22 protein-coding genes and 1 pseudogene are annotated in these 26,778 nt (G+C 75.0%); 9 read left to right on the forward strand and 14 right to left on the reverse strand.

Features of this window, described 5'->3' with window-relative positions:
• Positions 1 to 7 precede the first annotated feature (7 nt).
• From CP968_RS00580 to CP968_RS35260, 5 genes are all read left to right on the forward strand, one after another.
• Positions 8 to 1,570, forward strand: coding sequence for a flavin-containing monooxygenase (locus CP968_RS00580; RefSeq protein ID WP_150516114.1), 1,563 nt, complete (start codon positions 8 to 10; stop codon positions 1,568 to 1,570).
• A gap of 13 nt (positions 1,571 to 1,583) precedes the next feature.
• Entirely contained in the window at positions 1,584 to 3,110 is a 1,527-nt protein-coding gene (locus CP968_RS00585) for an FAD-binding protein (protein WP_150516115.1), read from the forward strand.
• A 103-nt stretch (positions 3,111 to 3,213) separates the two neighbouring features.
• Positions 3,214 to 3,687 (forward strand): SRPBCC family protein, encoded by a 474-nt coding sequence (locus CP968_RS00590; RefSeq protein WP_189829203.1) that lies wholly within the window; start codon positions 3,214 to 3,216, stop codon positions 3,685 to 3,687.
• Positions 3,684 to 4,520, forward strand: coding sequence for an alpha/beta fold hydrolase (locus CP968_RS00595; RefSeq protein ID WP_229886948.1), 837 nt, complete (start codon positions 3,684 to 3,686; stop codon positions 4,518 to 4,520). Before CP968_RS00590 ends, CP968_RS00595 begins: the two co-directional genes overlap by 4 nt.
• Complete coding sequence (locus tag CP968_RS35260) at positions 4,517 to 5,173, forward strand: 4'-phosphopantetheinyl transferase family protein (protein ID WP_150516116.1); 657 nt, start codon at positions 4,517 to 4,519, stop codon at positions 5,171 to 5,173. The genes CP968_RS00595 and CP968_RS35260 overlap by 4 nt, the downstream gene beginning before the upstream one ends.
• 161 nt (positions 5,174 to 5,334) lie before the next feature.
• On the opposite strand, the pseudogene CP968_RS00605 reads toward CP968_RS35260, so the two are convergent.
• From CP968_RS00605 to CP968_RS00620, 4 genes and pseudogenes are all read right to left on the reverse strand, one after another.
• Positions 5,335 to 6,264: pseudogene (locus CP968_RS00605) on the reverse strand (AraC family transcriptional regulator); the annotation flags it as partial.
• 328 nt (positions 6,265 to 6,592) lie between these two features.
• On the reverse strand, positions 6,593 to 7,084 hold the full coding sequence (locus CP968_RS00610) for an anthrone oxygenase family protein (RefSeq protein ID WP_229886949.1): 492 nt from the start codon (positions 7,082 to 7,084) through the stop codon (positions 6,593 to 6,595).
• Positions 7,081 to 7,716, reverse strand: a complete 636-nt coding sequence (locus CP968_RS00615; protein ID WP_150516117.1) for a hemerythrin domain-containing protein — start codon at positions 7,714 to 7,716, stop codon at positions 7,081 to 7,083. Before CP968_RS00615 ends, CP968_RS00610 begins: the two co-directional genes overlap by 4 nt.
• A gap of 215 nt (positions 7,717 to 7,931) precedes the next feature.
• Entirely contained in the window at positions 7,932 to 8,750 is an 819-nt protein-coding gene (locus CP968_RS00620; protein ID WP_189829205.1) for an NAD(P)H-binding protein, read from the reverse strand.
• Positions 8,751 to 9,061: 311 nt separating this feature from the next.
• Here CP968_RS00620 and CP968_RS00625 point away from each other — a divergent pair, with 311 nt between their 5' ends.
• The gene (locus CP968_RS00625; RefSeq protein WP_150516118.1) at positions 9,062 to 10,054 is read left to right on the forward strand and encodes an AMP-binding protein; all 993 of its coding nucleotides are present in this window, start codon (positions 9,062 to 9,064) and stop codon (positions 10,052 to 10,054) included.
• A 100-nt stretch (positions 10,055 to 10,154) separates the two neighbouring features.
• Here CP968_RS00625 and CP968_RS00630 read toward each other — a convergent pair whose 3' ends face one another.
• The 4 genes from CP968_RS00630 to CP968_RS00645 form a co-directional block, all read right to left on the reverse strand.
• The gene (locus CP968_RS00630; RefSeq protein WP_150516119.1) at positions 10,155 to 10,961 is read right to left on the reverse strand and encodes an SDR family NAD(P)-dependent oxidoreductase; all 807 of its coding nucleotides are present in this window, start codon (positions 10,959 to 10,961) and stop codon (positions 10,155 to 10,157) included.
• A 164-nt stretch (positions 10,962 to 11,125) separates the two neighbouring features.
• Positions 11,126 to 11,392, reverse strand: a complete 267-nt coding sequence (locus CP968_RS00635; RefSeq protein WP_150516120.1) for a hypothetical protein — start codon at positions 11,390 to 11,392, stop codon at positions 11,126 to 11,128.
• Positions 11,389 to 12,963: an acyl-CoA carboxylase subunit beta gene (locus CP968_RS00640; protein WP_150516121.1), complete on the reverse strand. Its 1,575-nt coding sequence runs from the start codon at positions 12,961 to 12,963 to the stop codon at positions 11,389 to 11,391. The genes CP968_RS00635 and CP968_RS00640 overlap by 4 nt, the downstream gene beginning before the upstream one ends.
• Before the next feature lie 221 nt (positions 12,964 to 13,184).
• Positions 13,185 to 14,393, reverse strand: coding sequence for an aminotransferase class V-fold PLP-dependent enzyme (locus CP968_RS00645; protein WP_150516122.1), 1,209 nt, complete (start codon positions 14,391 to 14,393; stop codon positions 13,185 to 13,187).
• Between the two features lie 381 nt (positions 14,394 to 14,774).
• On the opposite strand from CP968_RS00645, the gene CP968_RS00650 reads away from it, so the two are divergent.
• Together CP968_RS00650 and CP968_RS00655 are read left to right on the forward strand one after the other, a co-directional pair.
• Complete coding sequence (locus CP968_RS00650) at positions 14,775 to 14,966, forward strand: hypothetical protein (RefSeq protein WP_150516123.1); 192 nt, start codon at positions 14,775 to 14,777, stop codon at positions 14,964 to 14,966.
• 223 nt (positions 14,967 to 15,189) lie between these two features.
• Positions 15,190 to 16,011 carry an AfsR/SARP family transcriptional regulator gene (locus CP968_RS00655; protein WP_150516124.1) on the forward strand — a complete coding sequence of 274 codons (822 nt, stop codon included), beginning with the start codon at positions 15,190 to 15,192 and terminating at the stop codon, positions 16,009 to 16,011.
• An 832-nt stretch (positions 16,012 to 16,843) separates the two neighbouring features.
• Here the strand turns inward: CP968_RS00655 and CP968_RS00660 are convergent.
• From CP968_RS00660 to CP968_RS00675, 4 genes are all read right to left on the reverse strand, one after another.
• Positions 16,844 to 19,129: a condensation domain-containing protein gene (locus tag CP968_RS00660; protein WP_150516125.1), complete on the reverse strand. Its 2,286-nt coding sequence runs from the start codon at positions 19,127 to 19,129 to the stop codon at positions 16,844 to 16,846.
• A 151-nt stretch (positions 19,130 to 19,280) separates the two neighbouring features.
• Entirely contained in the window at positions 19,281 to 20,312 is a 1,032-nt protein-coding gene (locus CP968_RS00665) for a 4'-phosphopantetheinyl transferase family protein (protein WP_150516126.1), read from the reverse strand.
• Positions 20,313 to 20,355: 43 nt separating this feature from the next.
• A complete protein-coding gene (locus CP968_RS00670; RefSeq protein WP_150516127.1) occupies positions 20,356 to 21,348 on the reverse strand; it encodes an aromatase/cyclase in 993 nt (330 codons plus the stop codon).
• A gap of 221 nt (positions 21,349 to 21,569) precedes the next feature.
• Complete coding sequence (locus CP968_RS00675) at positions 21,570 to 22,829, reverse strand: transcriptional regulator (RefSeq protein WP_412126186.1); 1,260 nt, start codon at positions 22,827 to 22,829, stop codon at positions 21,570 to 21,572.
• A gap of 321 nt (positions 22,830 to 23,150) precedes the next feature.
• Between CP968_RS00675 and CP968_RS00680 the strand changes: the two genes are divergently transcribed.
• Positions 23,151 to 23,351 (forward strand): hypothetical protein, encoded by a 201-nt coding sequence (locus tag CP968_RS00680; protein WP_150516129.1) that lies wholly within the window; start codon positions 23,151 to 23,153, stop codon positions 23,349 to 23,351.
• 605 nt (positions 23,352 to 23,956) lie between these two features.
• Here the strand turns inward: CP968_RS00680 and CP968_RS00685 are convergent.
• Positions 23,957 to 24,787 carry an AfsR/SARP family transcriptional regulator gene (locus CP968_RS00685; RefSeq protein ID WP_150516130.1) on the reverse strand — a complete coding sequence of 277 codons (831 nt, stop codon included), beginning with the start codon at positions 24,785 to 24,787 and terminating at the stop codon, positions 23,957 to 23,959.
• Positions 24,788 to 25,321: 534 nt separating this feature from the next.
• On the reverse strand, positions 25,322 to 26,767 hold the full coding sequence (locus CP968_RS34500; protein WP_341873718.1) for a TetR family transcriptional regulator: 1,446 nt from the start codon (positions 26,765 to 26,767) through the stop codon (positions 25,322 to 25,324).
• Positions 26,768 to 26,778: the final 11 nt, after the last annotated feature.

Raw genomic sequence — 26,778 nt, forward strand, 5'->3', positions numbered from 1 at the left:
GCCAGACGTGACGAGCATTCTCGAACCGGCCAAGGACGGCGGTGCCCGGACGGGCACCGAGCCGGCTCCCGGTGGCCGCGGCCCGACCCGGCACCTGCGGGTCGCGGTCATCGGTACCGGGTTCTCGGGCCTGGGCACCGCCGTCCGGCTGCTGCAGTCGGGCATCGACGACTTCCTGGTGTTCGAGCGGGCTGACGAGGTCGGCGGCACCTGGCGCGACAACAGCTATCCGGGTTGTGCGTGCGACGTCATGTCCCACCTCTACTCGTTCTCCTTCGCCCGGAACCCGAACTGGAAGTCGACGTTCGCCTCGCGGGACGAGCTGTACGCCTACCTGCGCGATACGGCCGACCGTTTCGGGGTGCGCCCGCACATCCGGTTCGGGCACGAGCTGGAGGCCGCCCGCTGGGACGAGGGCGAGCGGCACTGGAGGATCGAGACCTCCCAGGGCGAGTACACCGCCCAGTTCCTGGTGACGGGTACCGGCTACCTCAGCGAGGCGGCGGTGCCGGACATCAAGGGCCTGGACGGGTTCGAGGGGAAGGTCTTCCACTCCTCCGACTGGGACCACGACCACGACCTGGCCGGCCGGCGCGTCGCCGTCATCGGCACCGGCGCCTCGGCGATCCAGTTCGTGCCGGCGATCCAGCCGGAGGTCGGGCAGCTGGACCTCTACCAGCGCACTCCCCCGTGGATCGGTCCCAAGCCCGACAAGGCCAACAGCGAGCTGCACACCAAGCTGCTGCGTTCGCTGCCGGGTTACCAGAAGTTCCGGCGGGGCTTCAACATGTGGGGCCGGGAGATCCTGGCGTTCTTCTGGAAGCGCCCCAAGCTCGCCGAGAAGGTCCAGAAGATGGCGAGCGACCACCTGAAGAAGTCGGTGGCCGACGAGGCGCTGCGCGCCCGGCTGACGCCCGACTACCTGGTGGCGTGCAAGCGCCTGCTGTTCTCCAACACCTGGTACCCGGCGATCCAGCAGCCCAACGTGGAGATCGTCAGCGACGGGATCGCGGAGGTCCGGGCGCGGTCGATCGTCGGGTCGGACGGGGTGGAGCGCGAGGTCGACACCATCATCCTGGGCACCGGGTTCCAGGCCACCGACCGTCCGGTCGCGCGGCGGATCTGGGGCCGGGGCGGGGTGAGCCTGCGCGAGACGTGGAAGGACGGCATGTCCGCGCACCGGGGGACCACGATCGCCGGGTTCCCGAACCTGTTCATGCTGCTGGGTCCCAACACGGCGCTGGGGCACTCCTCGCAGACCGTGATGATCGAGGCGCAGGTCCAGTACGTCGTGGACTCGCTGCAGCAGGCCGCCAAGCGGGGTCTGGCCAGCATCGAGGTCCGCCAGGAGGCGCAGGACGCCTACAACCGCAAGCTCGACGGGCACCTTGAGGGCACGGTGTGGATGTCGGGCGGCTGCAAGAGCTGGTACCTCGACGCGAACGGCCGCAACACCTCGATCTTCCCGACGTACACGTGGCGGTTCCGCCGCGGTACCAAGCGCCTCGACCTGAGCGAGTACCAGCTCGCTTCCCAGGTACGCAGCACCAAGCCGGTACCTCACCAGTAGGAGACGCAGAAAGATGAGCAGCACCCCTAGAACCGATGCCGGCGTGAGCGCCGAGCCTTCCCGCCGCCGGGTCCTCGGCTCCATCGCGGCGACGGCCGTGGCCGTGGTCGGCTGGAACGCGGTGGACCAGACGTGGGCGACGGCCGCCGAGGCCGCCCGCAATCCCGATGTCGTGCCGGTGCCGGGACTGGTCGGCACGCTGGAGACGACGCCCGCGACGGTCGAGGCGTTCGCCAACGACTTCGGGCACCTCTTCGACGGTGACCCGAGCAAGCCGTGGGCGGTGCTCCGTCCGGGCCACATCGACGACATCGTCAAGATCGTCAACTATGCCCGGGCCAACGGCATCAAGGTCGCCGTGAACGGTCAGGGCGGTACGGGCGACGACATCGAGTCGCACTCGGTGTACGGCCAGGCGCGGGTGCCGGGCGGCATCTCCATCGATGCCAAGGGCATGTCGAAGATCGTGTCGATCGGCGGCGACCAGGCCGTGGTCGAGGCGGGGGTGACCTGGGGCCAGCTGACGGACGCCGCGCTGGCGGTGGGCAAGACCCCGCCGGCCCTCCCGGACTACCTGTACATCTCGGTCGGCGGGACGATCAGCATCGGCGGTATCGGCGGGACCGTGCAGAAGTACGGTCTGCTGTGCGACACGGTGAAGTCGATCGACATCATCACCGGTGACGGCAAGCTGGTGACGGCGACGGCGAGCCAGCGGTCGGACCTGTTCAACGCGGCGCTGTCGGGCGGCGGCCAGGTCGGCATCATCGTGCGGGCGACGGTCAAGCTGGTGCCGGCGCCGAAGCGGGCGGTCATCTTCAGCCTGTTCTACAGCTCGGTGGAGCAGTACCTGGCCGACTCGGAGAAGGTGCTGGCCGACAGCCGGTTCCAGGTCCACGCCGGTGAGATGCTGCGCACCCCGGACAACTCGGGGTGGCGCTACAAGCTGGAGGTCGGGGCGACGTACAGCACGACGCCGCCGAACCGGACGCGGCTGCTGTGCGACCTGAAGGACGTGCGGGCGGACGCGGTCATCGAGGACGTGTCGTTCCGGGACTACATGTTCCGTCTGGACGCCTACGAGGCGTACCTGAAGGAGGGCGGCCACTGGTACACGCCCAAGCCGTGGCTGAGCATGTTCCTGCCGGCGTCGAAGACCAAGACGTTCATGAAGCAGGTCGAGCAGGAGCTGGACGCGAGTTCGCTGGGCGGCGGGTTCCTGCTCTTCTACCCGTTCCACACCTCGAAGATCAAGCGGCCGCTGGCGATGATGCCCAACGAGTCGGTGGTCTACCTGTTCGACCTGCTGCGCTTCCCCAACCCGGGTGAGCCCAACATCCAGGGCATGATCGACCAGAACCGGCGGTTGTACGACGTGGCCGTGGCGCTGGGTGCCAAGCGGTACCTGGTGGGGTCGATCCCGATGACGGGCGCGGACTGGAAGAAGCACTTCGGCAACCGCTGGAGCGGCTTCGTCAACGCCAAGCGGAAGTTCGACCCGAACAACATCTTCACGCCCGGCCAGGGCTTCTTCGCCTGACGGCGGAGTCCGGGCCGGCTGTGGGGTCCCGGCGGCGGGGGTGGGGTGAGGGTCCCCGCCCCCGCCGCCCTTTTCTGTTTCCGTACCGAGTGGAGGCTTGGAGATGACGACGTACGACCTGATCGACGAGGCGGTGATCGACGCCCCGGCGGATGCCGTCTGGGACGCGCTCGTCGCGGAGTTCCGCGGCGCGAAGAAGTGGTGGGTGCCGCACAACACGTTCACGGCCGTGTCGGGTGCGCCGGACGCGGTGGGCGGGAAGGTGGGCGTGACGGTCCACACCAAGGGCGAGGGCAACGGCGGGCTGAAGCTGCGGTTCACCTCTCGGACGGTGGCGGTGGAGCCGGGCCGGCGGCTGGACATCGAGTACGTGGAGGGTGTCTTCCGCGGGCCGAGCACGTTCCTGCTGGAGCCGCTGGAGGGCGGGCGTACCCGGATCTCGATGCACTTCACGGGCAGCCCGCACGGCTGGCTGAAGGTGCTGGCGAAGGTCGCCGACCTGGGTGTGGAGCACTCGAAGGCGACGCTGGCGGCGTTCGAGTCGCTGGACCGGCAGCTGTCGGCGGTGAAGCGGTGACGACGGCTCCGGAGGTCACCTGCGAGCTGACGGTGCGCACGGACGACGGCGCCGATCTGGCGGTGACGGTCCTGGCGCCGCTGGCCGGGACGGTGCCGGCCGGTGACGTGGTGCTGGTGCACGGGTGGGCGCACGCCCGCCGGGTGTGGGGCACGGTCGCCGACCGGCTGATCCGGGCGGGGCACCGGGTGGTGCTCTACGACCAGCGCGGTCACGGTGCGTCCACGCTGGGCCGCACCGCGGTGTCGGTGGAGCGGCTGGGCGCGGACCTGGCGGCGGTGCTGGGTGAGACCGGTGCGCGGGAGGCGGTGGTCGTGGGTCATTCGGGGGGCGGGTTCGCCGCCCTGTCGTACGCCTCGACGTCGCCGTCGGCGGGCCGGTTGCGCGGTCTGGTGCTGCTGGGGACGGCGGCGCACGGCCAGGACACCCCGGACAGCGAGGTGAAGATGATGGGCAGTGCCGTCTTCTCGTGGGCGCTGCGCCGCGGGTGGCTGGGCGGCAGGCTGCTGGGGTCCACGATGGGCAAGGGTGTGGATCCGGTGGTGCTGGATGTGAACCGTCAGCTGTTCGCGGGGACGGTGCCGCGGGTGCGGGCGGACTTCTTCCGCTGTACGCGGGGCTGGGACGTGCGCGAGGCGCTGGCGTCGGTGACGATTCCGGCGGTGGTGGTGCACGGGGAGGGTGACAAGGTGATCGCGGTCGAGTTGGCGCGGACGCTGGCCGGGGTGCTGCCGCGGGCGCGGTTCGAGTCGGTGGCGGGTGCGGGTCACATGCTGCCGCTGGAGCGTCCGCTGCTGGTGGTCGCGGCTGTCGGGGAGCTCGCCTCGCGATGATCGAGGTGCTGCTGCCTGCGGGCGTCTCGTCGTCGGAGGCCTTCGACGACGAGGCGCCCGTCGTGTTGTTCGAGGCCGAGGCCGTGTTGATGGAGGGCCGTCGGGCGCGCCGGCGGCGGCAGTTCGCGACGGTGCGGGGGTGTGCGCGGGCCGCTCTGGCGGAGTTGGGTCGTCCGCCGGTGGCGTTGTTGCCGGGTCGGGGCGGGGCGCCGCAGTGGCCGGTGGGGGTGGTGGGTTCGCTGACGCACTGTGACGGGTATCGGGGGGCGGTGGTGGCCGAGGCGGGGGCGGTGGCGGCGTTGGGCATCGACGCGGAGCCGGCCGGTCCGCTGCCGCGGGGGGTGCTGGGTCTGATCACTTCGGAGGCGGAGCGGGCGGAGCTGGCGGCGTTGGCGGCGGTGGACGCGTCGGTGCCGTGGGAGCGGGTGCTGTTCTCGGCGAAGGAGGCCCTGTACAAGGCGTGGTATCCGGCGACGGGCCTGTGGCTGGGGTTTCGGGACGCGACGGTGTCGCTGTCGGCGGCCGGGACGTTCACCGCGACGGTGTGTCCGCCGGCGGGGGTGCCGGCGGGGGGTGTGGACCCGGTGTACGGGGGCCGGTGGCTGGCCGGTTCGGGGCTGGTGCTGACGGCGGTGGTGCGGGGGGCCGGCTGAGGGTGCCGGGTGTGCGGGCCCGGTGTGCGGGCCGGGTGTCCGCCCGCCGTGCGGCCCGTGTGGGGGCCGGGCGGCGGGCGGCGGGCTGTCAGGGGGCGGGCAGGACGACGGTGCGCGGGGGTGGGGGTGGCGGTGGTGGCGTCGTCGGGCTGGGTGTGGGTGCGGTATTCCTGGGGGCTGATGCCGCGTACTCGTTTGAAGGCGGTGGACAGGGCGAAGGCGGAGCTGTAGCCGACGCGGCGGGCGACGGTGGCGATGGTGGCGTCGGGTTCGCGCAGGAGGTCGGCGGCGAGGGCCAGGCGCCAGCCGGTGAGGTAGGCGACGGGGGGTTCGCCGACGATGTCGGTGAAGCGGCGGGCCATGGAGGCGCGGGAGACGCCGACTTTCAGGGCGAGTTCGGCGACGGTCCAGCCGTGGGCGGGGTTCTCGTGCAGGAGGCGCAGGGCGGGTCCGACGACGGGGTCGCCCTGGGCGCGGTACCAGGAGGGGGCGCCGCTGGCGGGGGCGGCGAGCCAGGTCCGCAGGACGCCGATGAGGAGGAGGTCCAGGAGGCGGTCGAGGACGATTTCCTGGCCGGGTTCGTCTTTGGAGATCTCGGCGGTGAGGAGGGTGACCAGGGTGTGGTCGGCGGTGGGGGTGGCGGGGCGGACCAGGAGGGTGGGCAGGGCGCTCAGGAGGCGGCGGCCGATTTCGCTGGGGGCCTGGTAGGTGCCGCTGAGCATGACGGCGGAGCCGGCGTCCTGGAAGTCGTCGCCCCAGGTGCGGACGCCGAGGGCGAGGACGTCGGTGACGTCCTGGCCTTCCTGGGTGGTGCAGCGCTGTTCGGGGCCGACGGTGATCTGGACGGGGGTGTCGGGGGTGTCGGCGACGGTGTAGGGCTCGGGGCCGCGGACGACGGCGACGTCGCCGGGGCGGATGAGGACGGGGGCGCCGTGGTCGGGCAGGAGCCAGGCGTCGCCGTGGACCATGGTGACGACGGAGAGCGGGGCGCGGTCCTGGACGCGCAGGGACCAGGGCGGGTTGAAGACGGATTTCAGGAGGAAGGCTCCGCGGGCTTTGGGGCCTTCCAGGAGGCCGGTCAGCGCGTCCATGGGGTGTCCTTGTCTGGGGGCGCGGCGAAGCGCCCGCTCTCCCGCGGGGGACGGAAGTAAGAGAGCGGGCGCCGTTCGTGGGGTGGTGCCGTGGTGCGGGTGGGGGTGGATCGGGGGCCGGCCCGGGTGGAGGTGCCGGGGCCGGTGTGGTCCGCGGGGGCGGCCTGGGTCGTCTCTTTCGGATCGTGCGGGTTGAGCCGGCGTCGTCCGGTGCCGTGCATCGGCGCCTTGGTGGGACGCCGGAGTACTGGACGTACGTGGTGTTCCGCCAAGGCGGCGAGGTGCGGTGCCGGGCGGCGCGGGTCAGGCAGGATCCGGAAGAGACGCCCTAGGCGGAGGCGCGGCCGTGGAGGGTGAGGGCGCGGCCGAGGGCGGCGAGGGCGGCGGTGCAGGCCAGGGTGCGGACGGCGTTGCCGGTGGTCCAGCGGCCGCCGAAGCGGGTGCGGGCGGCGGTGGCGTCGGCGCCGGCGCGGGCGAGTTGGTTGTTGAGGGGGATGTTGACGATCGCGGTGACGATCAGGGAGAGGCCGTAGAGGGCGAAGGCGAGCCAGCCCCAGCGGGCGGCGTCGGGGCGGCCGCGGCGCTGCTGCTGGGTGGCGGCGACGCCGGTGGCGAGGAACGCGCCGAGGAAGAGCAGGCCGAACAGGCCGTTGTCGATGGCCTCGTTGATGTTGCGCATGGCGGTGACGTAGGTGTGGTCGTCGCCGCGGGCGAGGCCGGGCATGACGGAGATGTCGAAGGCGAAGTAGAGGCCTGCCATCAGTCCGGTGCCGACGGTGGCCGCCACGAGGGTCACGGATTGGGTGGTGGTGCTGGTCACTTCAGGATTCCCTTCAGCGTGCGTTCGTAGCGCCGTTGCAGCAGGGTCGCGCCGATCAGCCGGACGGGCGGCGGGATGGTGGCGGAGACGTGGGCGACGGACTGGCGGGGGGCGCCGTCGAACATCCACGGCTGGAGGTGGGTCATGACGCGCATCGGGGCGCTGGAGACGACCTTGCGTTCTTCGGCGAGGTAGGCGCGTTCGCCGAGTCGGTCGAAGACGGGGAAGACGATGCGTTCTTCGTCGCGCAGGTGGTCGTGGAGGACGGCTTCGAAGGTCCGGGCGGCGTGCGGGAGGCCGTCGCCGCGGCGGGCGATGGCGGTGGAGACGGCGTGCATCGCGGCGTCGAGTTCTTCGTGGTCGTCGTGGAGTTCGCGGGCCTGGGCGTCGAAGTCGGCGTCCTTGCGGCGCAGTCCGGGCCACAGGACGTCGTCTTCGCTGGTGTGGTGCCATTCGATGACCTCGCGCAGCCGCTGCCACCAGTCGCCGCCGGCGCCGTTCCACGTGGGGGCGGCGGCGCGCAGCCGGGCCGCGTCGCGTCGCATCGCGATGTGCATGAGGGCGAAGCCGTGGAAGTAGGGGGGCAGCGAGTGGAGTCCGTGTTCGCTGGAGAACGGCTGGGGAGTGGGCATGGCGGCCTCCTGCCGGTCGGTCGGTGCGCGGTGCCTGGCACGGGGTGCCCGTGCGTGGTGCCTGTACGTGGTGCGGTGGTGCGTGGTGCCTGTACGTGGTGCGGGGTGCCGGTGTGTCCCTGCCCGGTGCCGGGTCCCGAGCACCGGGCGGCGGCCGTACCAGAGTCGCCGCCCGGGTCAAGGGGCTTGGGTGGGAGGGGGTGGCGGCGGTGTCGTCAGACGTTCCAGACGCCGGTCGCTGCGGCTTCGCGGGCGAAGTCGGCGAAGTCCTTGGGCTTGCGGCCCAGGGCTTCCTCGACGCCGTGCACCAGGTGGGCGTTGCGGCCGTCGAGGATCATGGTGAAGAGGTCGGCGAACTCCTCGGGGAGGTTGTTCTCGCGCAGGACGGCGCGGTACTCCTCGTTGGTGACGGAGATGTACTGGATCTCGCGTCCGGTGGCCTTGGTCAGTTCGGCGGCGACGTCGCTGTAGCTGAGCAGGCGCGGGCCGGACAGGGCGTAGGTCTTGCCGATGTGCTTGTCGTCGGTGAGGGCGGCGACGACGACGTCGGCGATGTCGTCGGCGTCGACGAACGCCTCGACGGCGTCACCGGTGGGCAGGGCGATCTCGCCGGCCAGGACGGGCTCCAGGAAGAAGCTCTCGGAGAAGTTCTGGTTGAACCAGCTGGAGCGGACGATGGTCCAGTCGGCGCCGGATGCCTTGAGGTTGTCCTCGGAGACCTCGGCGGCCTCTTCGCCGCGGCCGGACAGCAGGACCAGGCGGCGGGCGCCGGCGGCGACGGCGACCTTGGAGAATTCGCCGACCTGCTCGGCGGCGCCGGGGAAGGCGAGGTCGGGGTAGTAGGTGACGTAGACGCGGTCGACGCCCGCGAGGGCCGGCTCCCAGGTCTTGGGGTCGTGCCAGTCGAAGGCGGGCTCGGCGCTGCGCGATCCGATGCGGACCTCGCGGCCCTGCGCGGTGAGCTTCTCGGCTACGCGGCGGCCGGTCTTGCCGGTGCCGCCGATGATGAGGGTGATCTGCGTGTTCTGAGTCATGAGTACAGTCAAATCCAGTCTCGCGAGACGGGCCATAGCCACAAAGCTCAGTTCCATGTGCGTGCGTCCACGAGTGGTCGTCTCGGAGCGCGGCGGGCAGCGTGTGGCTTCGGCGTGAGCCCGGGAATCGTAGGCATGGGCGGTGGGGGTGGGCCAGGGCCCTTGGAGCTGTTCTCGACCTGGTGTGGGCGGGGGTTCGAGGGGGTCTCCAGCCGGTGTCGAGCGGTCGTGTACGGCGAGACTTGAGCGGTCCTCCGGTCGGGCGGGACACCATCGGCGCCGGAGTACCGATCCGTTCGCCGGGAGGCCGTATGAACGCCAGTGGGGACCATCAGGAGCTCGACCGGTTGTCGGCCGATCTGGCGGGGGTGCTGGGCCGGATCGGGCTGGACCCGGCGGCCGGGCGGTCCGAGCGCCGGGAGCGCATCGACACGCGGTTCGCGGCGGCGGCCGCCCGTCATGCGGGGCGGGTGGCCGCTCAGGACGGGGAGGGGGCCTCGACCTATCTGGAGTTGGACTGGCTGGCGGACGACGTCGCCCGGCGGTTGTCGGGGCGGGCGGGGCCCGGTGCGGCGGTGGCGGTGCGGGTGCGGCGTTCGCACGTGTCGGCGGCGGCGGTGGTCGGGGTGATGCGGGCGGGGGCGGCGGTGCTGCCGTTGGAGTCGGGGCACCGTGCGGGCCTGCAGGAGTTCATGATGCGCGAGGCCGGTGTGGAGATGGTGGTCTCCGACGGGGTGCTGCTGCGCGACGAGGTGCCGGTGGCCAAGACGGGCCGGTTCGTGATCGCGGTGCGGCCGCGGGTGCGGGCGGTGTGCGAGATCGGTCCGGGGGCCGCGTTCGTGGCGCTGCCGGCGGGCGGTGAGCCGGGGCGGGCGGCGGGTGTGCGGGTGGTGAGCCACCTGGACGTGCTGGCGTGGGTGGATGCCGTGGTGCCGTTGTTGGAGGCGGGCCCGTACGACGTGTGGGCGTCGTTCCATTCGATGAGCCTGGAGGTGGGCATGCGCGAGCCGTGGGGTCCGCTGCTGTCGGGCGGGCGGATGGTGGTGGCGGGCCGGGAGGCGGCCGGGGACGCGGGGGCTTTCGTGCGGCTGTTGGCGGGGCACGGGGTGACGGTGCTGACGCAGCTGCCGTCGGCGTTCGCCCGGCTGACGCAGGCGGCGCTGGGGAGCACGCTTCCCTCGCTGCGGCACGTGCTGCTGGCCGGGGAGCCGGTGGAGGGTGGGGTGGTGGCCCGGTGGCGGGAGTCGGGGATCGCTCCGGCGGCCGTGGTGCGGGACGTGTCGGGGTCGCCGGCGGTGTTGTGAGCGGCGGCCCGGGCGGGTACGGCGTGAGGGGCCCGGGACGGGTGGACCGTCCGGGGCCCCTTTTTTCGGTGCGGGCGGGGTGGGGTGGCGGGTGGGGTGGTCAGGCGTTGCCGAGTCCGCCGCACACGTTGAGGGCCTGGGCGGTGATGGACGCGGCGAGGTCGGTGGTCAGGTAGCCGACGAGGCCGGCGACTTCTTCGGGGGTGGAGTAGCGGCCGAGGGGGATCTTGGCCTCGAACTGTTCCTGGACGTACTCCTCGGTGGTGTCCCACACCTGGGCGTATCCGGTGCGGACGCGGGCGGCCATGGGGGTTTCCACGTAGCCGGGGCAGACGGCGTTGACGGTGGTGCCGGTGGGGGCGAGTTCCTTGCCGAGGGCTTTGGTGAAGCCGATGACGGCGTGTTTGGAGGCGGAGTAGGGGGCGCCGAGCAGGACGCCCTGTTTGCCGGCGGTGGAGGCGATGTTGATGATGCGGCCCCAGGGTGCGGTGGACAGGCCGCCGGCGTTGAGGACTTCGCGGGTGAGGAGGAAGACGCTGTTGAGGTTGGTGTCGATGACGTCGTGCCACAGTTCGTCGGTGATGCCGGCGGTGGCGCCGCCGCCGCTGCGGCCGGCGTTGTTGACCAGGATGCTGACGGGCGCCCGGTAGGTGGTGGTGGCGGCGGCGACCAGGGCCCGGACGGCGGTGCGGTCGCGTACGTCGGCGGCGGTGCCCTCCACGGTGAGGCCTTCGGCCTGGAGGTCGGCGACGGTCTGTTTGACGGCGGTCTCGGTGCGGGCGCACAGGAACACGCGGTGGCCGCGGGTGGCCAGGTCGCGGGCGACGGCCAGGCCGATGCCGCTGGTGGCTCCGGTGACCAGGGCCACGGGCCGGTCGGGGGCCTTGTCTCTCGCCTTCGGCGTCATTGCTATCCCTCCGTCGCTGTCCTGGACGCCGTCAGGGTGGCGCAGGGCGCTCGGGGCGCGGCGGAAGGCGGATGGAGGCGGCCCGGCCCCGGACCGGACCGGCCCGCTCCGTCACGGCGTACGGGGTGCGGGCCGGGGTGCGGGGTGCGGGCCGGTGGGCGGGGTCAGTGCGGGCGCCAGGTTCCGGCGCGGGGCAGCGGGCGGGCCGGGGGGCGGTCCCAGGCGGCGCGGGCGGGGGGCGGGGGCGGTGCGGGGGCGGGGGCCCGGGTGCGGCCGAGCCAGGCGGTCAGGACGGCCAGGACGGCGGCGGTCTCGGCCCGGTCGGGCCGGCCGCGGGTGATGGTCCAGGCGGGTGGCGGGTCGGGCACCGGGCCGGCGCCGGATTCCGGGTCGGGGGCGGGTGGCGGGGAGGGTGCGGGGTGGGTGCTCATACCGGGGGGTTTCCGTGCTTGCGGGAGGGCAGGCCGGCGTATTTGGTGCGGAGCATGGCCAGGGCTGCGACGAGGGTGGTGCGGGTCTCCCCCGGGTCGATGACGTCGTCGACCAGGCCGCGTTCGGCGGCGTAGTAGGGGTGCATGAGTTCGGCCTGGTACTCCTTGATCTTCTGGGCGCGCATCTGGTCGGGGTCGGCGGCGGCGGCGATCTCGCGGCGGAAGATGACGTTGGCGGCGCCTTCGGCGCCCATGACGGCGATCTCGTTGCTGGGCCAGGCCAGGGCGAGGTCGGCGCCGATGGAGCGGGAGTCCATGACGATGTACGCGCCGCCGTAGGCCTTGCGCAGGACCAGGGAGATCCGCGGGACGGTGGCGTTGCAGTAGGCGTAGAGCAGTTTGGCGCCGTGGCGGATGATGCCGCCGTGTTCCTGGTCGACGCCGGGCAGGAAGCCGGGGACGTCGACGAGGGTGACCAGGGGGATGTTGAAGGCGTCGCAGAACTGTACGAAGCGGGCGGCCTTCTCGCTGGCGTGGATGTCGAGGACGCCGGCGAGGTGGGCGGGCTGGTTGGCGACGAAGCCGGTGACGTGGCCGTCGAGGCGGGCGAGGGCGCAGACCACGTTGGCGGCCCAGGCGGGCTGGATCTCGAAGTACTCGCCGTCGTCGGCGATCTCCTCGACGACCTTGCGGATGTCGTAGGCCTGTTGCGGGTTGGCGGGGACGATCCGGGTCAGGGCGTCGGTGCGCCGGTCGGCGGGGTCCTCGCCCGGTTCGTGGGGGGCGGTCTCGCGGTTGTTGGCGGGGAGCAGGGACAGCAGGTGGCGTACGTCCTGCAGGCAGCTGTCCTCGTCGTCGTAGGCGAAGGCGGCCACGCCGGAGACGGCGGCGTGGACGTCGGCGCCGCCGAGGCCGTTGTGGGAGATCTCCTCGCCGGTGACGGCGCGGACGACGTCGGGGCCGGTGATGAACATCTGGGAGGTGCCGCGGACCATGAACACGAAGTCGGTCAGGGCCGGGGAGTAGGCGGCGCCGCCGGCGCAGGGTCCCACGATCACGCTGATCTGGGGGATGACGCCGGAGGCGCGGGTGTTGCGCTGGAAGATGCCGCCGTAGCCGGCGAGCGCGGAGACGCCTTCCTGGATGCGGGCGCCGGCGCCGTCGTTGAGGGAGACGAGCGGGGCGCCGGCGGACTCGGCGAGGTCCATCACCTTGTGGATCTTCTCGGCGTGGGCTTCGCCCAGGGCGCCGCCGAAGATCCGGAAGTCGTGCGCGTAGACGAAGACGGTGCGGCCCTCGACGGTGCCCCAGCCGGTGACGACTCCGTCGGTGTAGGGGCGTTTGTCCTCCAGGCCGAGGCCGGTGGCGCGGTGGCGGCGCAGGGCCTCGATCTCGTGGAAGGAGTCGGGGTCCAGGAGGCGTTCGATGCGTTCGCGGGCGGTGAGTTTGCCCTTGTCGTGCTGGCGCTGGGTGGCGCGTTCGTCGGGGCCGGCGAGGGCGGTGGCCTTGATGCCGGCCAGTTCGGCCGTGCGGTCCAGGGCCGGCAGGGGTGGCGCGTCGCTGATGGTCATGGAGCTCCTCCAGGTCTGGGGCCGGATTCCAGCCACCGTCGCGCGCGGGGCTCAAGAGGTCGTGGAAGTCGGCTCGAATGTCCGTACAGGGCGCGGTGGTGGCTCCGGCGCGGCGGGTGCGGCGGCGGGTCGGGCGGCGGGTCGGGGCGGGGTGGCCGGTTCGTGTCGGGCGGGTGGCGGTTCGGGGCGGGTGGCGAAGGCGGCGGGCGGGCGGGGGCGGGTCAGGGGGTGAGGTGCAGGGTGAGGTGGCCGCGGCGCGGCGGCGGGGTGGTGTGGGCGGGGCGGGGGGTGCTGTGGCCGGCCGCGGCGCGCACGGGGGCGGCGGTCTGCCGGGGCGGGTGGACGGCGGCGGTGTTGGTGGTGGTGTGGTGTTCCTCGCGCAGGATCTGTTCGAGGGCGTGGGTGAGGCGGTCGAGGTCGCGGGGGGTGGTGTCGGCGGTGACGGAGACGCGGACGGCGGTGGCGCCGCCCCGGCCGGCGGGGTGGAGGGGGGTTTCCTGGGCGACGGTCTTGGCGACGGCGACGCCCAGGCGGGCGAGTCGGCGGCGCAGGAGGGCGGCGGGGACCTGCGGGTGGCGGAAGGCGAGGATGCCGGCCTGGGCGGTGCCGGCGGGCAGGAGTTCGGTGCCGGGGATCTGCCGCAGGGCGGCCCGCAGCCGGGGCAGCAGGTCGGGGGCGGCGGGGGCGGGGTGGGCCAGGGCGCAGGCCAGGGCGGCCGCGGCGGCGGGGGTGGGGGCGGGTGCCTGGGGGTGGGTGTCCTCGCGGCCGGGGCGCAGGTAGGCGAAGCCGGTGTCCTGGGGGCCGCGCAGGAAGCGGAAGCCGTCGGCCGTCAGGAGGTCGCAGCCGATGCGGGCGGCGTCCAGGGGGAGTTGGCCGGCGGAGTGGGAGGCGTCGAGGAGGTAGCGGGCCCGGTGGGGTGCCAGGAGCCGGCCGATGTCCTCGGCGGGGTTGAGGGTGCCGCAGGCGGCGGAGACGTGGACGACGGAGACCAGGGCGACGTCGTCGTCGAGGTGCTCGCGCATCCAGTCCAGGTCGAGGTCGCCGTCCGTGCGCAGCGGGACGGTCTCCAGGCGGGCGCGGGTGCGGTCGCGCAGGGCGTGCAGGGCGGTCAGCTGGGCGACGCCTTCGTGGGGGGTGGTCCAGATCCGGTCGCCGGGGCGGAGGTCGAGGCGGGCGGTGTAGGCGTCGAAGACCTGGGCCGCGCCGGTGGCCAGGACGGTGTCGTCGGCGGCCACGCCCAGCAGGCGGCCGAGGAGTTCGTGGAGGGCCCTCTCGCGGGGGGCGGGCCGTCCGGGGGGTGCGGGGGCGGTGTGGCGGTCGTCGTGGGCGGTGCGCCCGGCGAGGACGGCGCGCACGGCCCGCGGCATCCGGCCGGCGTAGGCGGTGTTCAGGTGGGCCGTGTGCCGGGCGTGGTGCGTCGGCGTGTTCATTTTCAGGGGCCTCCCCCCGCTGCGGGGGCCGCGGCACGTTTCGCCCGGCCCTGGTTTTCCCTGTGTTGCCAAAACGCTTGGCAATACCTTGCCCAGCGGTCGGGACTTTTGGCAATGTCCGCTCCGGCGATACTCAAGTCCGGGGAATGCGGCAAAAATTGGCAAGATGCGGGCCGGTTTCTGTCACATCCCCTGCGGTGCAGGTCACAGGGGTAGCAGGGGTGGTCTGGTGGGGGTGCGGGGGCGGGTTGGGGGGGGTTTACGGGTGGGGGGTCCAGTGGTTCTCCAGCGGGTTTTGAGCGAATTCCGAGCGGGTGTTGCCAATCTTCTTGGCAGAGGAGTTGCCACGCCGGATCGGCTTGTTGCCACAGAGGAGTCACCATGAGGAGCATCGCCCGCATCGCCGCCGCCGCCGCGCTGGCAGGAGCGGCCGTACTGGCCGCCGCGGGGGCCGCCGGGGCCGACGAGGGCGGCGGCCGGATCGACTGGCCCGTCGCCCCGGCCGCCGGGCCCGCCGCGCCGGGCGCGGCCCCGGGGGCGCCGGCCGGCCCGCAGCGCATCGACTGGCCGTAACCGGCCGTCGGGAACCGGTCTGCGCCGCCCCGGCCGCCCGTGCGGCCGACGCCCCGACGCGCGCCCCCGCACCCGCTCGACGTGCCGTGATGGAAGGCGGCTAGAGAGCGGCTACAGGAAGGGGATGGAAAACCTCCACCCCGGCTAGCGTGCCCGCATCGGGGGCAGTTCCCTGGCCAACTGTCGAAAACGGCCGGGGGACTCGACGAGTACGGAGGAGACCATGAGGATTCAGGTTCTGGGTCCGTTGAGCGCCGAGGTCAACGGCGGCTCGATCGTTCCGACCGCGGGCAAGCCGAGACAGGTCCTGTCGCTGCTCGCGCTGTATCCCGGGCGCGTGATGCCGGTGCCCACCCTCATGGAGGAGATCTGGGGGACCCAGCCGCCGCAGAGCGCACTGACCACCCTGCAGACGTACATCCTGCAGCTGCGCCGCCGCCTGGGGACCGCGATGGGACCCGACGCGCCGGGCGGCGCCAAGGAGGTCCTGGCCACCCGGCACGGCGGCTACCTGCTGCAGATACCCGAGGACAGCGTCGACGTCCACGACTGGGAACGGCTGATCCGCGAGGGCCAGGGCGCCTACGAGGCGGGCGACAGCCAGCTGGCCGCCGACCGGCTGCGGGCCGCGCTGGACCTGTGGCGGGGGCCGGCGCTGGTCGACGTACGGGTCGGGCCGATCCTCGACATCGAGGTGATGCGCCTGGAGGAGAGCCGCCTGGTCACCGTGGAGCGGCGCATCGACGCCGACCTGCGCCTGGGACGCCACAGCGAACTGATCGCCGAACTCACCGACCTGACCGCCCGTCACCCCCAGCACGAGGGGCTGCACTCGCAGGTCATGGTCGCGCTCTACCGCTCCGGCCGCCAGGCGACCGCCCTGGACGTCTACCGGCGGCTGCGCGGACGCCTCGTCGAGGACCTGGGCGTGGAGCCCTCACCGCAGCTGCAGCGCCTGCACCAGGCCATGCTCGCCGTCGACCCCGCCTTGGAGGTCCTCGCCGGACCCCGGCGCACCTCGACGTTCGACCTCTTCGCCGCCTGAGCCGCCCCTCCCCCGCTCCGACCGGCCGGGCCCGCACCCCGGCCCGGCACCGGACCGCACGGCCGCACCGGGCCCCACCGCAGCGCCCCGCACCGCGCTGCGCCCGACGCCCCCGCCGCACCGCGCCGGCCGGCCGCACGGGACCGCCCCCGTGGCGCCGCACCCCACCGCAGCCACGCCGCACGAGGCGCCGCCACGCCACCCCGCCCGACAACACCCGCCCAACTCAAGGGACTTCGATCCCGGGCTTCGTCGACTCAGACCTCGACTTCGGGCTCAAGGCCTCGCCTTCGGGCTCAGGGGCTTCGGGCTTCGGGCGGGCGGTCCGTGCAGTGCGTACGGTCCGGGGCGCTTACCGCTCCCGTACGCCACCCGCCCCGCCGGGCCCCCGCCGGCCCCGCGCCGGTCCCCCGCCGGGCCGCCGCGGGCAGCCCGCGCCCCGCTCCCCCACCGCACGGCCACACGGCCACACCCTGCCCGCCCTGCCGTGGTGTTCGGGCGCGGGTGTCCCGTACGGGCGCGAGCGGGCGGCCGGCGGGGGCCTTGGGGGTGCGGGGCGCGGGCTGCCCGCGCCCCGCTCCCCCACCGCACGGCCACACGGCCACACCCTGCCCGCCCTGCCGTGGTGTTCGGGCGCGGGTGTCCCGTACGGGCGCGAGCGGGCGGCCGGCGGGGGCCTTGGGGGTGCGGGGCGCGGGCTGCCCGCGCCCCGCTCCCCCACCGCACGGCCACACGGCCACACCCTGCCCGCCCTGCCGTGGTGTTCGGGCGCGGGTGTCCCGTACGGGCGCGAGCGGGCGGCCGGCGGGGGCCTTGGGGGTGCGGGGCCGGGTCAGGGGCGTACGGAGGTCGAGGCGGCCAGGCCCCGGGCGAGGGCGCGGGCGCTGTCGCCGGGGCCGGCCAGGCCGGTCAGGACCACTCCCACCGCGCCGCCCCCGCTCCCGGGGGCGCGGTGGGCGCCGGCGAGCGCCCGCGCGAGGGCGTACGCGGCGCCCGCGGCGGGGCCGTGCCCGCACAGCAGCAGCCGTCCCGGGCCGTGCGGGCCGCCGCCGGCACCGGCACCGGCTGCGGCTCGGACGGCGGCTGCGGCGGCCGCGTCGGGCGGGCCGTCGAGTTCCAGGGCCAGGACCGTCTCGGGGCCCCGGTGGCCGCGGACGAACAGCTCCGGCACCCCGGCCGCCGCCCCGGGCACCCGGAGCAGGCAGATCACGTCCGCGGCGGGCTCTCCGCGGCGCAGGGTCCGCAGGGCGGGGCGGCGGGCCGGTGCGGGGCCGGTGCGGGGGCGGGCGGCGGGCACGGGGGCGGCGGCCAGGGTGTCCAGGAGCCGGCCGACGGCGGGATCGGCTCCGCCGCGGGGGCGTCGGCCGGGTGCGGACCCGGCACCGGTTCCGGCGTCGGGGCCGGGGTCGGATTCAGGGCCGGGGTCGGATTCGGGGTCGGGGTCGGGTAGTTCGGTCAGGGCCTCCAGCAGGGCCAGGCACTGGCCCAGGACGGTGCGGGCGTCCGTGTCGGTCCACACCGCGCGGTCGTAGACGGCGTCCAGGACCAGGGCTCCGGTGTCGTCGTGGCGGGCGGTGAGGGCCAGGGGCGGGGTGGGCGCGGCGTCTTCGGCGGCGGTGCGCGGTTCGTCCACGGTGATGCCCCGGGCCCGCAGTTCGCCGCGCAGGGCGGCCGGGAGGGTGTCGGGGGTCTCGAAGGCGACGACGGACTCGCTCAGTTCCTCCGGGCCGGTGCGGCCGCTCCACGCGCGGATCTGGTCCTGGGACACCCACGGGTACGCGGACAGGTCCAGCAGGGCGTCGCGGACCTGCCGCAGCAGCGCGGACAGCGGCTGTGCCCGGTCGACCCGCACGGTCAGCGGCAGCGGGCCGCCGAGCAGCCCGGGGATGCCCGCGCCGGAGGGTGCGGTGCTGTCGCGGCCGGAGAGGCGCACCGCGAAGCTCACCCGCAGCGGTTGCCCGGCGCCGCCGGCTGCCGCCCGGTAGAGCAGCAGGGCCCACACCGTGTGCAGGGCGCTGCTCTCCCCGGCGCCGCGGGCCGCGGCCCAGGACCGCAGTCGGGAGCTGTGGGGTTCCTCCAGCCGTCGGCGCAGCCGCCCGCTGCCGGGGTCGCCGTCCGGTCCGGGGGCCGGTGGGGGTCCGGGGGCGGGGTGGGGGTGGCGGCCGGGGGTGGTCGCGGCGTGGCGCGGGGGTGCGGTGCGCGTCCACAGTTCGCGGGCGCCGTCGCTGCCCTGGCGGGCCAGCCAGCGGGCGTGGTCGCGCAGGTCGGGGCGGCGTTCGCCGCCGGGCAGGACGCCGTCGGCGAGGTAGGCGCGGTAGAACTCGCGCAGCAGCAGGCGCACGCCGCGTTCGTCGAGGAGGGCGCGGTGGCAGGTCAGGAGCAGCCGTGCGGGGGCGTGCGGGGTGTGGGCGTGCGGGGTGTGGGGGTGGGGGGCGGGGTGCAGGACGGTCAGGCGCAGCAGGGGCGGGCGGTGCAGGGGGAAGGGGCGTCGGCGGTCCTGGGAGAGGAGGTCCGGCCAGTGGGGGCCGGTGTGGTGGGCGATGTCCACTTCGGCGTGCGGGTGCAGGACCAGGCGGGGTTGCGCGGTCCAGTCCAGGGCGGCCCGCAGGATCGATTCCCGTTCGCACACCGACTGCCAGGCCGCGTCGAAGCGGGCGCGGTCCAGTGGTCCGGTCCAGGTCCAGTGGAGTTGGCGCAGGGAGAGGCCGGGGCCGCCGGGGGTGGTGACGGCCTCGCGCAGCAGGTCGTGCTGGTGGCCGGTGAGGGCGAGGGGGTGGCCGTCGGCGGGCCGGGGGCCGAGGAGGTCGGCCAGCAGGGTGGCGTCCAGCAGCCCGTCGCGGCAGGGGGGTTGGTGGGGTCCGGGGGCGGGGTGCAGGCGCAGGGTGTGCCGGCCGGGGCCGTGGGGCTGGAGGGCGACGTGGTAGCGGCGGTGGCCTTCGGCGATCCGCGCGGTGAACCGTTCGGCGTCCGCGTCGTCGGACAGGCCGAGTACGTCCAGGACCAGGCCGCGTCCGCCCGCCGCGGCCGCGGGTTCGGTGCGGGGGGTGGCGGCGGGGTGGAGGTGGTGGACCACGGTCAGGGGCGCGGCCGGGTCGGCGGTGGCGGGCCGGCCGGTCACCGGCTGGCCCGGGCGGGGGCTGCGGGCGGGCGGGCACGGCGGGCGGGGTGGGGGGCCTGGGCCCGGGGCGCGGGCACGGTTCAGGCGGCACGGCGGGTCGGGCGGGGCGCGGACGGCGTCCGGGGCGGTCGCCTCGTGTGCACGGCTGCGTTCACGGCGTCCGCCTTCCCTCGCCCCGGCCGGAGGTGACCGGTCGCAGGAAGCGTAGTTCGCCGCCGGGCCGCGGGGCGGTTTCCTTGAGCGGCCCTGCAGTGCTCCGCGATGCGGTGTCGAGAGCGCGGGCGGCGCCGCCCGCGCCCGCGGGGCCGGCGGGGCCGGCGGGGGCGGGGTGGGGGCGGTGGGCGGCGGCGAGCAGGTAGCGGTCCTGGACGAGGTGGGCGGCCACCTCCCACGGCCCGGACGGCCGCCCGGCACCGGCACCGGCACCGGGGCCGGTGTCGGGGCGGGGGTCGTGGCCGGGGTCGGTGTCGGGGCCGGTCGGGGTGTGCAGGAAGGGCCGGCCGAGGGTGTCGTGGCCGAGGGCGGGGGCCGGCATGCGGTGGCGGGCGCCGTGGCCCAGGGCCTGGGCGTGGGCCTCGCGCAGGGTCCACAGCGACAGCAGCCGGGTGCGGCGTTCGCCGGCGGGCAGGGCGTCGAGGGCGGCGGCTTCCCGTGGGGTGCACAGCTGGTCGCGCAGGGTCGCGTAGGGCAGGTCGCGGGCGGCCGGTTCGGCGTGCACGCCGATGGGGCCGGTGCGGCTGACGCCGACGGCGATGAGTTCGCCGGTGTGGGCGACGCCGAGCTCGATGCGGGCGCCGGCTTCGGCGCCGCGCAGGACGGGCCGGCCGCCGGGGCGGTGGGCCAGGTCCAGGGTGTGCGGGGGGACGTCCAGGGCGGTGGCGGCGGTGTACTTGAGGACCACGCGCGAGACGGCGAACCGCATCCGGGCGGCCGCGGCCGGCGTCTGCCGGTAGCGCGGCCAGTCCCCGGCGAGCAGCGGGCGCAGTGCGGGGTCCAGGAGGACGGCGGTCAGCCACTGGCCCCAGGTCGTGCAGAGCAGGGCCCGTCCGGTGTCCTCCAGCCGGTCGGCGAGTTCCTCCCAGGGGCCTTCCGGTCCGGCGATGTGGACGGGCGCCTGCAGACCGGCGGGGGCGGGCGGGCCGGCGGGGGCGGGGGGCCCGGCGTGGTGGGTCGTCCGGTGCATCGGGGGCTCCTCCTGTCGGTGCTCGTCGCGCGCGGCTCGCTGCTCATCGCAGTCGGCGTACCGTGTTCTGCGCGTGCCAGGCGGCCAGGCGCAGCGTGTCGGTGGCGGCCCGGCCCAGCCAGGTGCGGACCTGGGCGCGGACGTCGGCCGCTCCCCCGTCCGGGTGTCCGCGGGCGGCGTCCGGGTCCGTGTCGGGGGCGGGTGGTGCGGTGGCGTCGGGGCGGAGCATCACCTGCTGGGCGCAGACGGCCAGGACGCCGTCGCGGTGGGGCTCCAGGGACCATTCGCCGCTGTGGGCGGCGATGGGGTGGGGGGTGGCCAGTTCCTTGTAGACGATGCGTGCGGCGGCGGGGAAGCACAGGCGTACCGAGCGGGTGGCCAGGGTGCGGCCGTCGGGGGTGGCGCAGGTGTCCAGGGAGGCGAGCTGGATGCCGGGGGTGTCCTCGGTGACGTGGGCGGCGTCGATGTGGGGGACGCGGTCGGGCCAGTGCTCGACGTGGTAGAGGAAGTCGTAGACGAGTTCGGCGGGGCCGGTGACCTGCAGGGTGTCCTGGAAGGACAGCAGGAGTTCGTCGAGTTGCTCCCAGCGTTCGGCGAGTTGGGCGACGTGGGCGAGGAGGGCGGCCGGTTCGGCCTGCCAGTGGTCGCGGCTGTGTCCGGTGGCGGCGGCGGGCGGCCCGTCCAGGGTGCGGTCCTGGGCCAGGGTGAGCCGGCAGCGGGCGGGGCCGTGGGCGTGGACGGTCCAGGTGCCGGTGGTGGGTGCGCCGGGGCGGGCGGTGTCCTCCTGTTCGAACCGCACGGTGCGGGTGTGCGGGTCGAGGGTGCGGTGGAGGTGGAAGGAGCGGACGCGGCCGTCCTGCAGGTCCCACAGTCGCAGGCGTTCGCGGACGCCGTCGAAGTCGATGCGTTCGACGTGGACGGGGCCGGGCAGCAGCAGGGGCCAGCGCACGGCGTCGGCCAGCAGCCCGTACACCACGTCGGCGGGGGCGGCAACGGATGCCGTCTGCTCGCTGGTGTGCACGCGCTGCGAGGGCATCGCTCGCCTCCCCTGGTCGTCCGTGCGGGTGCGCCCCACGCTGCACCACCCCGCTAGAGGCTCCCTCGACCCCCGCACGGACCCGGGAGACCGGCGGGAAAGCGGGGGGGGACGGGCCGGGGGGACGGGTCGAGGGGCGGACGGGTCGGGGGCGGTGGCCCGGGCGGGCCGGGGGCCGGGGGGCGCCGTGGGCCTGCCCGGCACGGTCCGGGCGGGGTGTTCTAGGAGGTCGGGGCGGGGTGGGGCGTGTGCAGGGGGGCGGGCGGGGGTGTGGGGGCGGCGGCCGGCAGGGGGCCGGGAGGCGGGGCGGGGTGCCGGGTGGGGGCGGTGGGGGTGAGGGCGTCGGCCAGGACCCGCCAGATCTCGGCGGCGAGGTCGATGTTGGCGTCCCGCTGGGCTTGTTGGGCGAGGTCGCGCAGGCCCTGGATGCCCTGCGGGTCACCGTCGAGGATCAGCAGTTGGTGGCGCAGGATCTCCAGCCGTACCTGGCCTCGGTAGGTCATCCGGGGCTGGTCCGCGGCGAGGGCGGCGAGCAGGGCGCGGGCCTGGTCGTAGTGGCCGGTGGCGTAGGCGAGGTCGGCTTTGAGGGCGGTGAGGTCCTGGCGCAGGGCGGGGGTGGCGACGAACGCGAGGGCGGCTTCGGCCTCGGCGGCCCGGTGTTCGGCGCGGGCGGGTTCGGCGGGGAGCTTCTCCAGGTGCAGGCGGGCGGTGGCCAGGCGCAGCCGGGTCCACAGGACGAGGTCCTCCTGGCTGCCGAAGCGTTCCAGTGCCTCGTCCAGGCAGGCCTGGGCGCCGGTGTGGTCGCCTTGGCGGACGCGGACCGCGGCTGCCGTCCACATCGCCTCGGCCCACAGGGTGTCCGAGCGGCCCCGCAGCAGGGCGGTCAGCTCGTCGGCGTGGACCCGGGCGTCGGCGACCCGGCCCGCCTCGGCCGTCACCGAGACCAGGGCGAGCAGGGCGGCGGCGCGGTCTTCCACTCCCAGGTCCTCGCCGAGCGCGATGCGGTGGGCCTCGACGGCCGCGTCGAGGGCGGGGGTGATCTCGCCGAGGGAGCGCAGGCAGCGGGCCAGGCGGGTGAGGCCGCGGACGCGCAGTTCGCCGACGTCCGTCTCCTCGCCGAGTTCCACCAGCCGTGCGAGGTGGTCGCGTTCGGCCGGGTGGTCGCCCTGGAGGCGTGCGGCGCGGGCGAGTTGCCACAGGGCCTGCCAGCGCAGCAGGGCGCTTTCGTGGCCTTCGGCGGCCAGTGCCCGGCGCAGTGCCTCGATGGCGTCGGGGGACCCGGTGGACGCCGCCAGGGTCAGGGCCTGGGTGAGGGAGCCGCCGGCCTGTTCCTGGAAGTCGTGGGCTTCCAGTCCGAGTCGGCCGGCCAGGTATCCCACGGCCCGGTCGGTGGGTTGGCGGGCGCCGGACTCCAGGCGGGAGAGGTAGCTGGTGGACATGCCCTCGCCGGCCAGGGCCGTCTGCGACAGGCCCTGGGCCATCCGAAGCTTCCTCAGGCGGTGTCCGAACGCGGGCTGTCGCAGCATGAGCATCCCTGGGTCGCGGGGCAACAATTCTGTCGGGAACCGGCGCCGAGCGTAGGGCGCCCGGCAACGGGCGGGCAAACCTTTGCCAGCGCCGGCGGACCGGTCTCATGCGCACGTCATGCGGCTCTCCGGCGGGTGTCGTGCGGTCTTCGAGCGGTCCTCGACCCCTTCGAGGCAGACTCTCCAGGACCGGCCGCGGCACCCGCCGGTGACCTGCACTTCCGCCAATCCAGCGCCTTGGAGTCGACGATGGGGCCATCGGTGTGCGCAACCCGCGTGTCCTGGACGCCCGCAGCACACCGCGCCCCGGCCTCCCCCGGCCCAGGGACCCGCGCCCGCGCCCGGCCCGCGCATGCGGGCCGGCTCCTGCGCACGGCCCTCACCGCGGGCCGCGCCCTGCGCCCGGACGAGGACATCGGCTGGCCCCGGGCCCGGGCCGAGGCGCGGGCCGGGGGCGGGGACTGCGTCCGGGCGTGAATCCGCACCGGACCGCCGCACCCCACCGCCACTGCCGCGCCGTCTCGGGACACGCGGGCCGGGCCCGGGGTCGGGGCCGGCAGGGGGCGGACGCGGGCGGAGCGCTCCAGGGGACCGGAGCGGTACGGATCCCGGACCACGCACTGCGGCGACACCGGGCGGCAGCACCCGGACCGAGCAAGGGCGCGGGCGCGCGAACAGGCGTGTGTACGGGCGCGCGCGGGCGCTGGACACGGGCGCCGGCGGGGAGCGGCGTACGGCGGCGGTAGGACACGAGCGCGCGGACCGAGCTCGCGGACGCGCGGGGCAGCGTACGGCGGCACCGCGCCCCGGCCGGAGCGGGGCCGGGCGGGCGGGCGGGCGGGCGGAGCGAGTGGGGCGTTGGCCCGTCGCAGAGTGCGTGCGGCAGGCGGGAGCGTGCGCGTCGGCGCGCGGCCGTGCCCCGACCGCTCGCGGAAGGGCGGCGCGACCGCTCACGTGCCGGCAGCCCGACCCTTCACGGGCGGACGGACGGGCGGACGGGTGGGCGGGCGGGCGGGTGGGCGGGCTGCGCGGCTTCGTGGAGCGGGGTGGCCGGGGCCCGCTACAGGCCCGGGCGGGGTGGGTCAGACGGCGTAGAGGTCGAAGGTGGTGCCCCGCCGGGGGCCGGCCGGTACGTCGAGGGCGGGGTCGACGGCGAGCATGGCCTGGTGCAGGCGCTGCAGCTGCGGTGAGGGCTCCACGCCCAGGTCCTCGACGAGGCGTCCGCGCAGTCGGCGGTAGACGTCCAGGGCCCGGGCCTGGCGGCCGGAGCGGTAGAGCGCGACCATCGCCTGCGCGTGCAGTCCCTCGTGTTGCGGATGGCGGGCGGTCAGGTCGGTGAGTTCGGCGATCAGTTCGGTGTGGCGTCCCAGGCGCAGGTCGGCGTCGATGCGGCGTTCGACCGTGGCCAGGCGGCTCTCTTCCAGGCGCATCACCTCGATCTCCAGGACCGGGCCCAGCCGTACGTCGACCAGGGCCGGGCCCTGCCACAGGGCGAGGGCCGCCCGCAGGGAGGCTGCGGCGCCCGCGTCGTCACCGTGCTCGTGGCGGTCGTGGCCGCTCGCGACGAGGGACTCGTAGGCGTGGACGTCGACCGCCTGGGGCGGTATCCGCAGCAGGTAGCCGCCGTGCCGGGTGGCCAGGACGTCCTTAGCGCCGGCCGGGCCGCCCGGTGCGGCCGGGCCCATGGCGGTGCCCAGGCGGCGGCGCAGCTGGAGGATGTACGTCTGCAGGGTCGTCAGCGCGCTCTGGGGCGGTTCGGTGCCCCAGATCTCCTCCATGAGGGTGGGGACCGGCATCACCCGCCCCGGGTAGAGCGCGAGGAGGGTGAGGATCTGCCGCGGTTTGCGGGCCGTCGGCACGATCGAAGCGCCGTTGACCTCGGCACTCAACGGACCCAGCACCTGAATTTTCACGGTCTCCTCCGCACGTCGTCGTGTTCCTCTCGTCGTCCGGTCCTCGACCCGGGGCACGGTAGCGGGCTCCGCGGGTGGTCACCGGTTCCTCCAGCGCCCTTCGAGGCCGCCTCCAACAGGACGTGCACGTAAGGTCGTTCAGTGCCGTCGGCGGAGCGCCCGCACGCTCGCGGGCCTCCCGTTCCGGGCGCGTCGGCCACACCCGGCCGGGCCGGGGCAGGGGGCGGGGCCGCACGGCCGGCGGAGCTGGAACGGGCCCGGCCCGGCCCGGCGGTGGCCGGGGGCGCCGTACGTCCGTGCGGGCGGAGCGGCCCGGGGCGGGTTCACGGCGGGCCGGCGGGTGCGCCGCCCGTCCGGCGGAACAGCCCACGGCCGAGAACACGACACCAGCACCAGCAGCGGCAGCGGCAGCGGCAGCGGCAGCGGCAGCGGCAGCGCCGACAGAGCCGGCAGGGACGGCGGGGACGACGGTGTGCCGAACACGGGCGTGTCGAGGGGTGGTTGCCGTCCCGGGGGTCGGCGACCCGTTGGGGGTCACCCCCTCCCGGCCGTGGGTCCTGCCGCCGTCGCCGGGGCCGTACTCCCGGCCGCCGTCGGACCGAGCGGACCGGGCGGACCGGGCGGACCGGACGGGTCTGGCGGGTCGGACGGGTCTGGCGGACCGGACGGGTCGGACGGGTCTGGCGGGTCGGGCGGGTCTGGCGGGTCGGACGGGTCTGGCGGGTCGGGCAGGTCGGGCAGGTCGGGCTGGTCGGGCTGGTCGGGCTGGTCGGGCTGGTCGGGCTGGTCGGGCTGGTCGGGCGGAAAGGTGGCGGGGGCCGGCGGGTCCAGGGGTGCGGCCCACAGCGGTACCACGTGTACCGGGCTCACGGCCCGCTGTAGGCGCCGCGTACCGCCCGCGCGCCCGCCCCCGCCCCGGGCCGGTGGGGGTGTCGGCGGTGTGGCGGCGGGGCCGGTGGCCGGCGTCGTGGTCCCAGGCGTCGGCGGTGGCCTGGGTGCGGTACTCCCCCGCCCTGGCCTCCCCGACCAGTGCGGGCAGCAGCAGGGCCCACAGGGCGGCGACCTTCCGCTGGAGTTCCCCGTAGGGCATGCCGGTCCCGGACAGGACCTCGATCCCGCAGGCCGCGGCCACCACCAGGGCCTGCGCGCTCTCCCAGTCGCGGCCCGCCGCGGGTACCTCGCCGGACTCCCGTGCCATGCGCAGCAGGGTGGAGACGGCCGAGATCCACGCCCCGTGGAAGTCGACGACCGCCGGGCGGGTTCCGCCCGGCCCGCGGGGGCGGCGCCGCATTCCTTGGTGATCCTGAAGCTCGCCGCGACCGCCGGGTCCTCGTGCAGGGTCCACGCGAGCCAGTGCGTGGTGTCGATCAGGGCCTGCAACGGGGGGACGCCGGCCTCGCGCAGGGCGCGGACCGAGTCGTGGAGCAGGGCGCAGCCGCGCTGTTGGACGGCCTCGGCGAGTTCGTCCTTGGAGGCGAAGTGGAAGTACAGCGCCCCCTTCGTCACTCCGGCCGCGCTCGCGATGTCGCCGAGCGTGGCGTTGGCGTATCCGTTCTGGTGGAACATCTCGGCCCCGGCATAGACCAGCCGCCTTCGGGTCCGTTCCGACCTCTCCTGCACCGAGCCGTCTCCTCTCACCGCCGACACCGCCCCTGACGGGCGTCCACGGGTGTCCGCGGGCGTCTGCCGCTTCTGCGGGCGGGCCTTCACCTGTGCCCCGCCCGGCATCCCACTCCTGACCCGGATCCGGCCCCGTACGGCCGTTGCCGTATGGGGGCCGGCCCGGTACGAACCGCACCGCACGGCCCCTCGCCCCCACCCCGGGCCCCGGCCCGAACCCGGACCCGGGCCCCGGGTGGTCCTGGACCCGGGCGGCCCCGGGCCCGGTAGGGGGTGGGGACCGTGAACCTCACACGGGCCGCGACCCCGCGCGGACCGCGACTTCCCCCGGACCGCGACTTCCCCCGGACTGCACCCCATACGGGTCGCGA

Source organism: Streptomyces subrutilus, from assembly GCF_008704535.1.
Lineage (GTDB): Bacteria > Actinomycetota > Actinomycetes > Streptomycetales > Streptomycetaceae > Streptomyces > Streptomyces subrutilus.

What these genes read in the sequence shown, in the direction of transcription:
- CP968_RS00585 (WP_150516115.1), top strand. Translation starts at nt 1,584, where the DNA reads ATGAGCAGCACCCCTAGAACCGATGCCGGCGTGAGCGCCGAGCCTTCC.
- CP968_RS00590 (WP_189829203.1), top strand. Translation starts at nt 3,214, where the DNA reads ATGACGACGTACGACCTGATCGACGAGGCGGTGATCGACGCCCCGGCG.
- CP968_RS35260 (WP_150516116.1), top strand. Translation starts at nt 4,517, where the DNA reads ATGATCGAGGTGCTGCTGCCTGCGGGCGTCTCGTCGTCGGAGGCCTTC.
- CP968_RS00615 (WP_150516117.1), bottom strand. Translation starts at nt 7,716, where the DNA reads ATGCCCACTCCCCAGCCGTTCTCCAGCGAACACGGACTCCACTCGCTG.
- CP968_RS00620 (WP_189829205.1), bottom strand. Translation starts at nt 8,750, where the DNA reads ATGACTCAGAACACGCAGATCACCCTCATCATCGGCGGCACCGGCAAG.
- CP968_RS00625 (WP_150516118.1), top strand. Translation starts at nt 9,062, where the DNA reads ATGAACGCCAGTGGGGACCATCAGGAGCTCGACCGGTTGTCGGCCGAT.
- CP968_RS00630 (WP_150516119.1), bottom strand. Translation starts at nt 10,961, where the DNA reads ATGACGCCGAAGGCGAGAGACAAGGCCCCCGACCGGCCCGTGGCCCTG.
- CP968_RS00635 (WP_150516120.1), bottom strand. Translation starts at nt 11,392, where the DNA reads ATGAGCACCCACCCCGCACCCTCCCCGCCACCCGCCCCCGACCCGGAA.
- CP968_RS00640 (WP_150516121.1), bottom strand. Translation starts at nt 12,963, where the DNA reads ATGACCATCAGCGACGCGCCACCCCTGCCGGCCCTGGACCGCACGGCC.
- CP968_RS00645 (WP_150516122.1), bottom strand. Translation starts at nt 14,393, where the DNA reads ATGAACACGCCGACGCACCACGCCCGGCACACGGCCCACCTGAACACC.
- CP968_RS00650 (WP_150516123.1), top strand. Translation starts at nt 14,775, where the DNA reads ATGAGGAGCATCGCCCGCATCGCCGCCGCCGCCGCGCTGGCAGGAGCG.
- CP968_RS00655 (WP_150516124.1), top strand. Translation starts at nt 15,190, where the DNA reads ATGAGGATTCAGGTTCTGGGTCCGTTGAGCGCCGAGGTCAACGGCGGC.
- CP968_RS00665 (WP_150516126.1), bottom strand. Translation starts at nt 20,312, where the DNA reads ATGCACCGGACGACCCACCACGCCGGGCCCCCCGCCCCCGCCGGCCCG.
- CP968_RS00670 (WP_150516127.1), bottom strand. Translation starts at nt 21,348, where the DNA reads ATGCCCTCGCAGCGCGTGCACACCAGCGAGCAGACGGCATCCGTTGCC.
- CP968_RS00675 (WP_412126186.1), bottom strand. Translation starts at nt 22,829, where the DNA reads ATGGCCCAGGGCCTGTCGCAGACGGCCCTGGCCGGCGAGGGCATGTCC.
- CP968_RS34500 (WP_341873718.1), bottom strand. Translation starts at nt 26,767, where the DNA reads ATGGGGTGCAGTCCGGGGGAAGTCGCGGTCCGGGGGAAGTCGCGGTCC.